This is a genomic window from Corynebacterium sp., from assembly GCF_012837295.1.
Lineage (GTDB): Bacteria > Actinomycetota > Actinomycetes > Mycobacteriales > Mycobacteriaceae > Corynebacterium.
In genome coordinates this window covers 1-6181 of the sequence record NZ_DURI01000131.1, presented here as the reverse complement: position 1 = coordinate 6181, position 6181 = coordinate 1, and the positions used below count along the sequence as shown (strand labels likewise).

At 68.2% G+C, this 6181-nt stretch carries 5 protein-coding genes; 1 reads left to right on the top strand and 4 read right to left on the bottom strand.

What is annotated here, in order from left to right:
* Together GX015_RS04455 and GX015_RS04450 are read right to left on the bottom strand one after the other, a co-directional pair.
* Positions 1 to 836: DUF4184 family protein (locus tag GX015_RS04455; protein WP_291343098.1), on the bottom strand; the 836-nt coding region annotated here is incomplete at its 3' end.
* A 33-nt stretch (positions 837 to 869) separates the two neighbouring features.
* Complete coding sequence (locus GX015_RS04450) at positions 870 to 2660, bottom strand: GNAT family N-acetyltransferase (RefSeq protein WP_291343096.1); 1791 nt, start codon at positions 2658 to 2660, stop codon at positions 870 to 872.
* 111 nt (positions 2661 to 2771) lie between these two features.
* On the opposite strand from GX015_RS04450, the gene GX015_RS04445 reads away from it, so the two are divergent.
* On the top strand, positions 2772 to 3572 hold the full coding sequence (locus GX015_RS04445) for an alpha/beta fold hydrolase (RefSeq protein WP_291343094.1): 801 nt from the start codon (positions 2772 to 2774) through the stop codon (positions 3570 to 3572).
* A gap of 70 nt (positions 3573 to 3642) precedes the next feature.
* On the opposite strand, the gene GX015_RS04440 is transcribed toward GX015_RS04445, so the two are convergent.
* Both GX015_RS04440 and GX015_RS04435 read right to left on the bottom strand, forming a co-directional pair.
* Positions 3643 to 4419: a VOC family protein gene (locus GX015_RS04440; RefSeq protein WP_291343093.1), complete on the bottom strand. Its 777-nt coding sequence runs from the start codon at positions 4417 to 4419 to the stop codon at positions 3643 to 3645.
* Positions 4420 to 4486: 67 nt separating this feature from the next.
* Entirely contained in the window at positions 4487 to 5686 is a 1200-nt protein-coding gene (locus tag GX015_RS04435) for a hypothetical protein (protein ID WP_291343092.1), read from the bottom strand.
* Between the last annotated feature and the right edge of the window lie 495 nt (positions 5687 to 6181).

Below are 6181 nucleotides of genomic sequence, written 5' to 3'. Positions count from 1 at the left end.
GGGCGTCGCGTCCCCCTCGACACGTGCCAGGCGACGGCGCCGATCGTCGCTCCGGCCGCGACGACGAGAACCCCGGCGGTCAGCGCACGGAACACCGCGTGACTGAAAGGCTCGGCGGCGATCGCGGACAGGGCGACGATCGCGGCACCGGCGATGCCCGCCGCCACACCCGCGCGCATGGCCGGGCGCCCCACGAACGAGTCCGTCCCCGACGCGGCGGTGCCCTCCTCCGCCACGCGACGCCGCGCCCGCAACCACCACAGCACGTAACCGGCAACGATGAGGGCCCCGCCGATGGAACCGACGTACTGCACCCACTTCACTCCGGCGAGACCCGCCTGCTCCTGCGCGAACCACGCGACGTTGGAGTGCGCCCACCGCCCCTCGTGCGTGAGCTCATCGACGAGGGCATGGGAGGCCGCGCCGATCCACAACCCAGCCACGGCGGCGAACCACCGCACGGGCGCGCCGGTCGGCCGCCGCCGTCCGCCGACGACGCCGGGCTCTTTCGCCTCCATCCCGCGCGACGACGACAGCGTCGCCCCGGACGCACCGGTGAGCCAACGTTTCGGCAGAGCGTCGTAAAGCGGCGCGCGCACCACCAGCCACCAGGCCCCCAATGCCAACCCGAAAGCCAGGCACGCGGTGAGCACGCCCGTCGGCGAGTGAGTGAAGGCGTACGTCAGGCCGATCGTCTCCAGCACCGCACCCCCGCCGATGGCATCCGCCCACAATGGAACGTCCGGGGTCAGGGAACCGATGGCGAGCGCCGTGGCCGGCAGGCCCAGGCGGCGAAGCGGCACGGCGAAAGCGGGATGCGACAACGTGTATGGCACGTCCGGCAGGCTACCCGCGAACGCAGCCACCGATCACAGAGTGCGCTTGAAACCGACGTGGCTCGCGCCGTAACCCAGCCGTTCGTAAAAGGACTGGGCCCTGGACCGGGACCGGTCCGTGGTCACCTGCGCCAGCGTCGCGCCACGGGCCCGGCCATGCTCATGCGCCCACTCCAGCATCGCGGTGCCGAGTCCCAATCCCGCAGTTCCCGGGGCGACCCGGACGCCTTCGATCTGCAGCCGCGTCGCCCCGTTACGGGACAGGCCGGGGAGGATCGACAGCTGCATCGTCCCGACCGTCGCCCCGGCCTCGTCCCTGACCACGGCGAGATACTGGCCCGGGTCACGGGACACCGCGTCGAAGGCGGTGTCGTACGCCGCATGCCCGACGTGGTCGCGGGCGCCGTTCTCGCGTGCGGCGCCGAGTTCGTCGTCGGAAAGCAAGGCGACGATGTCGGCGATGTCCGACCGGACGGCCCTCTGCACGCGGAACCTGCGGCCCGACACCGCGAGCAGGCCGCCGACGGACTCGAACGCGCGATTGCGGATGTCGCGGACCAGCGCGTCGAGCCATCCGCCCACGCCCGCGCGGGCCTCGGCGGTGTCGGGGTAGCGGCAGCGCAGGTGGAGGCCGGTGTCGTCGAGGATGAACCACAGCATGACGCCATCGGGGCGGACGCTCGCGCCAACGTACTGCGCGCCCAATCCGGTCGAATCGACCCGAACGGGAAGCCGACGCAGATCCAGCCAGGAAATGGCGAACATGCCCGGCGAATCCGGCATGCCGCCCCACGGTTCCAGGATGTCCTCCAACGGCCACGATCCCAGCCGCACCGCCTCCTTCACCGCGCCGGCGCACGCCTTCGGGTCCGGGTCGCCCGACTCGAGCACCGAATTGGTGATGAACCACCCCACGGAATCGTGCCACGTCCGGTCGTAGCGGCTGTGCACCGGGAACACCGCGCGCAGCGGGGCGCCGGCCAGCTCGCGCGTCACCGAGGTCATCGCCGCGACCACCGTCGACAGCGAGGAGACACCGTCGTCGCGGGCCTGCGCGGACAACGCCGCGGCATCGTCGACGTCGAGGACGTCGCGGACCTCGACACGCTCGACGTGCGGGCCCGGATCGCCCAGCGACAGGGGGAACCGCGGCATGACGCCACCGCTGGCCACCAGCACCTCCGCCCACCGCCGGCGGATCTCGTCGGGGGCGGGACGACGGCTCCTCATGTCTTCGGCGTGTTCGGCGAACGCCGGGACGCCCGCCAATTGCGGCACGCGATTCGCGGCGTTTTCGCCCAATGCTCCGAGCAAATCCCGGAGGATCACGAGCATCGACCACATGTCCGTATGCGAATGATCCACGCCGATGATCACCGTCGTTTCCGATACCGCGTGAATTGCGCACAATCGATGGGACGGTGCGGAAAACGGCGTGCAGCGTTCGTCGAGGATCCGCCGGAGCGCCTCGTTCATGGCCTCACCGGCGCCGACCCCGTGGTCCACCCACTCCCCCGGTGCGACGTCGATCTCCTCCAGCGAGAAGTCCTGGGCATCGCCCGATTCGCCCTGGATGAAGGCCGATTTCAAGGCGCCGTGGCGATCCACCACCGCCAACCACGCCGCGGCGAGTCGATCGCAATCCACGACCGACGGCAGCGTGAAAGCAATGGCCATCCACGATCCGGGGCGTTCGCCATGGCCGACGTGGCGGCGCTGGTCGAACGAAATCGGCAATTGCCGTCCGGTGCGCGAAACGCGGACGTCGTATCCCGCAAGCTTGCCGAAAGGGAGGCCGAGGTGCGCTACATTGGTCAATCTCACGAATTCGACCCTACGGAGCAATTATCGCACCGTGGGACGCAAATCGAATTCGACATTTGATGTATACGATTCGGAAACGTGTCGGAAATGGGGCGCAACGTGAATGAGGGAATGAACCATCGATTCGCGGTGCCCGGCGCCGAGTTGGCCACGGAATTCAGCGACGAGGGCGGGCACGCGGTCGTCCAGCTGCACGGGCTGACGTCGAGCCGGGCCCGCGACCGTCTGCTCAACCTCGATTTGGGCCGTGGCCTGCACGGCACGCGGCTGCTGCGCTACGACGCGCGCGGCCATGGCGAGTCGTCCGGGCGCACGGTCGCGGAAGACTACCGTTGGCCGAATCTGGCCGAGGACCTGCTTTTGCTTCTCGACGACCGGTTCCCCGGCGAGCGCGTCCACGGCGTCGGCCCGTCAATGGGCTGCGCAACGATGCTTCACGCAGCGCTGCTCGATCCGGGCCGGTTCAGCAGTTTCACGTTGATGGCCCCGCCGACCGCGTGGGCGTCGCGCGTGGCGAAGGCGGCGGAGTACGAACGGACGGCGGATCTCGTCGACAAGCATGGCGTCGGCGCGCTGCTGGCGATCGAGCGCGATCACATCGATCCGCCGGCGATCGCGGGCGCGCCGGAGACCAGCCCCGACGTCCCCGCCCGCCTGCTGCCGTGGGTATTTCGCGGGGCCGCGAAGAGCGATCTGCCGCCGCAGAAGGCGCTGACCACCATCGACGTCCCGACCACGATTCTCGCGTGGACGCAGGATCCCGCCCATCCGCTGACGACCGCGCAGGCGCTGGCGAAGCTCATGCCGCAGGCGGAGTTGCACGTCGCGACGACGAGGGCGGACGTCGACCGGTGGCCGTCGATGCTGCTCAACGACGTGTCCATGGTCGGGAGGTTGGGGCCCGGGGCGTAGGCCCGGCCACGGATCGCGGCAATCCCCGCAGTGCCCGGGGAGCCTGCTCGCCGCCGTGTTGGCCCGGCGACTACGACACCGCCTGCACCTCGATGATCGCGAAAGGCGCGCCCTGGGGGTCGGCGACGACGGCATGGCGGCCGTGGGGCGAGTCGTGCGCCGGCTGCAGCACGGAACCCCCGTGCTCCCGCACCGCGGCAATGGCGGAATCGACGTCCTCGACGCCGAAGGTCACCCGCCAATGGGAGGGCACTCCCTCGGGAAGCGCGCCCGCGGCATCCATGAGACCGGCGCGGGCGGAGTCATGGGCGGCGTTGGTGACGTATCGGGCGCCGGCCGAGTTTTCCGGGGCGGTCTCCCACCCCAGAACTTCACGGTAGAACGCCGCATCCGCATCGAAATCGGTGGTCAACGACTCGAACCAGACGGCCGTGCCGGGACGCCCGGAAGTATCGAACCCATCGAAAGTACCCGTCTGCCACAGGCCGAATGCGGCGCCCGACGGGGCGTCGACGATGGCCATGGACCCCATGTCGCCGATCTGCATCGGCTGCACGAACACCTGGCCGCCGTGGGCGGAAACGTCGGCGACCGCGGCATCGATGTCGGCGACCTTGAGATACGTGGTGAACCAGGCCGGCATGGACGGGTCCAACTCGCCCTTCTCGTTCATGTTGTGGGCGGCGCCGCCGACCGGAACCCCGACGTCGACCATCAGGTAGCCGCCGTAGTCCTCGCCGGTGGATGTGTAGTTCCACCCGAAAAGCTCCCGGTAAAAGTCCTTCGCCGATTCCAGGTCGGGTGCGCCCAGGTCGATCCAAACCGGTGCGCCATTGTCGATGGTCATGGGATTCCTTCCTCGAGGGCCCAGGAGCCGGGGTGTGCGCGAGGATACCGGTGGAATCGCGGTCGCGTTAGGTCGCGGAATCAACCTGATCGTCGTCATCCACGCCCGCCTCGTCGAGGTCACGATTCTTTCGGCGGACCAGGGACTTCAGCCGTCCGGACGCGCCACTTGCCGCGCCCTTCACGGCAGACCCGGCGCCACTCGCCGCGCCCTTCACGGCAGACCCGGCGCCGCTGGCCGCGCCCTTCACGGCCGAACCAGCTCCGTCGAGCGCCGCTCGCGCCTGGGTGGACGCGGTCTCCGTGGCGTTCGACACGGCTCCGCCGACGGAGGACAGCACGGAATTATCGCGCAACGTTTCCTCTGCGTCGGCGCGCGTCACCAATGCTCGCCACTCGGCGGCGTCGACGTTGGGCGGCGGCAGCTCTCGGAGATGCTCCATGAGCCTCTTGGATTGTCCCCGCAGCGTCACGAAGGTCATGCCGCCGGAAATGACGCCACCGGCCACGGGAACGACCTTTGTGACGGTCTTCGCCAGGCTGTCCTTCGTCAGCTTCACGCCGATGACCCGTAGCGTCGACTTCATCACCGGGTACCACGTGGTTTTCGTCAGCGCCTTGCCGGCGACCTGCTTTTGAATCGCCGGCCTCGCAACCGATGCCGCGAACACGGTCAAAGACGATGACGCCCCTCCCACGCCCAACATGACGCCGAGGAACATCGACAGCTTGCCCAGCGTCTCGTCGTCGACCTCTTTCGAATCTTCCAGAAACGACTGCCATCCGTAAACGTACGCGGTCTTCTGCATGACGCGGAACGCATGGACGTAGAACTGGGTGACGTCACCGGGAACGGTGGCCAGCAAACCGAAGCCTCCCGGTAGCCCCGCGGCGAAGGACAGTGCCGAAGACTTGCGGGTTTCGAAGGCGATCGCTGCGTTGGCCATGTCATCCAGGAGCACCACATCGATGCCTGCGGCCGCCGGCGACGTCGCGATCGCCTCGTCGATCACCTCACGGGCGATACCGCGCTTATGCAGCTCCGAGCGGAGGAATTGCTCGCGTTCGATTCGAACTCCGCGAAGCCTCAAGACCGTTTTGAGGAAGCTCTTCGCAAACTCCTCGGCTTCCCGATTCTGCTCGCCGATCAGGTCGTTGATGGACTGATACGCCTGTCCCGTCTCAGGAACGTCAGCCCCCAATTCCACGGGTTCGGCGTCAAACACCTCGTCGACCGATTTCTCGGCATCCTTCTTCGGGTCGACCATTAACTGGCTCCGCCTTTCGCGCGAATTGCGTTGGAATCCCCGACTATAGTTCCAGCGACGGAAATTCCCTGCCCAGGCAGGGGAACCCGTGTGCGAGGTCCACCCACAGGGTGAACGACCCGACCGGATTCATCCACAATCGGCCGCGCATCCGTTGCCGCCGCACCTCCCCCACCGCACGATCAGGTCATGGGAATCCGCTACTACGCATATCCGCTTCATCCCGACCACTACGAAACGGCCCCCAAAGACCCTCGTCCGTTCCTGTCCGATGATCCGCTCGGGGATGCGTGGGGGCTCGTTCCGAATGGTGACGGCACGTCGACGATGGGAGGCAAGGCCGTCCCGCCGATGTTGTACCTGGACTAGTGCTGGCCCCATCTGCAGCGCCTGACCGCGACCCCGCTCGGCGGCCACAGCCCCGCGCACGCACTGTTCGCCGGTGAGCCGACGATGCTCGACCGCGGGGTGGGCTGGGAGGGATTCGCGAAGGCG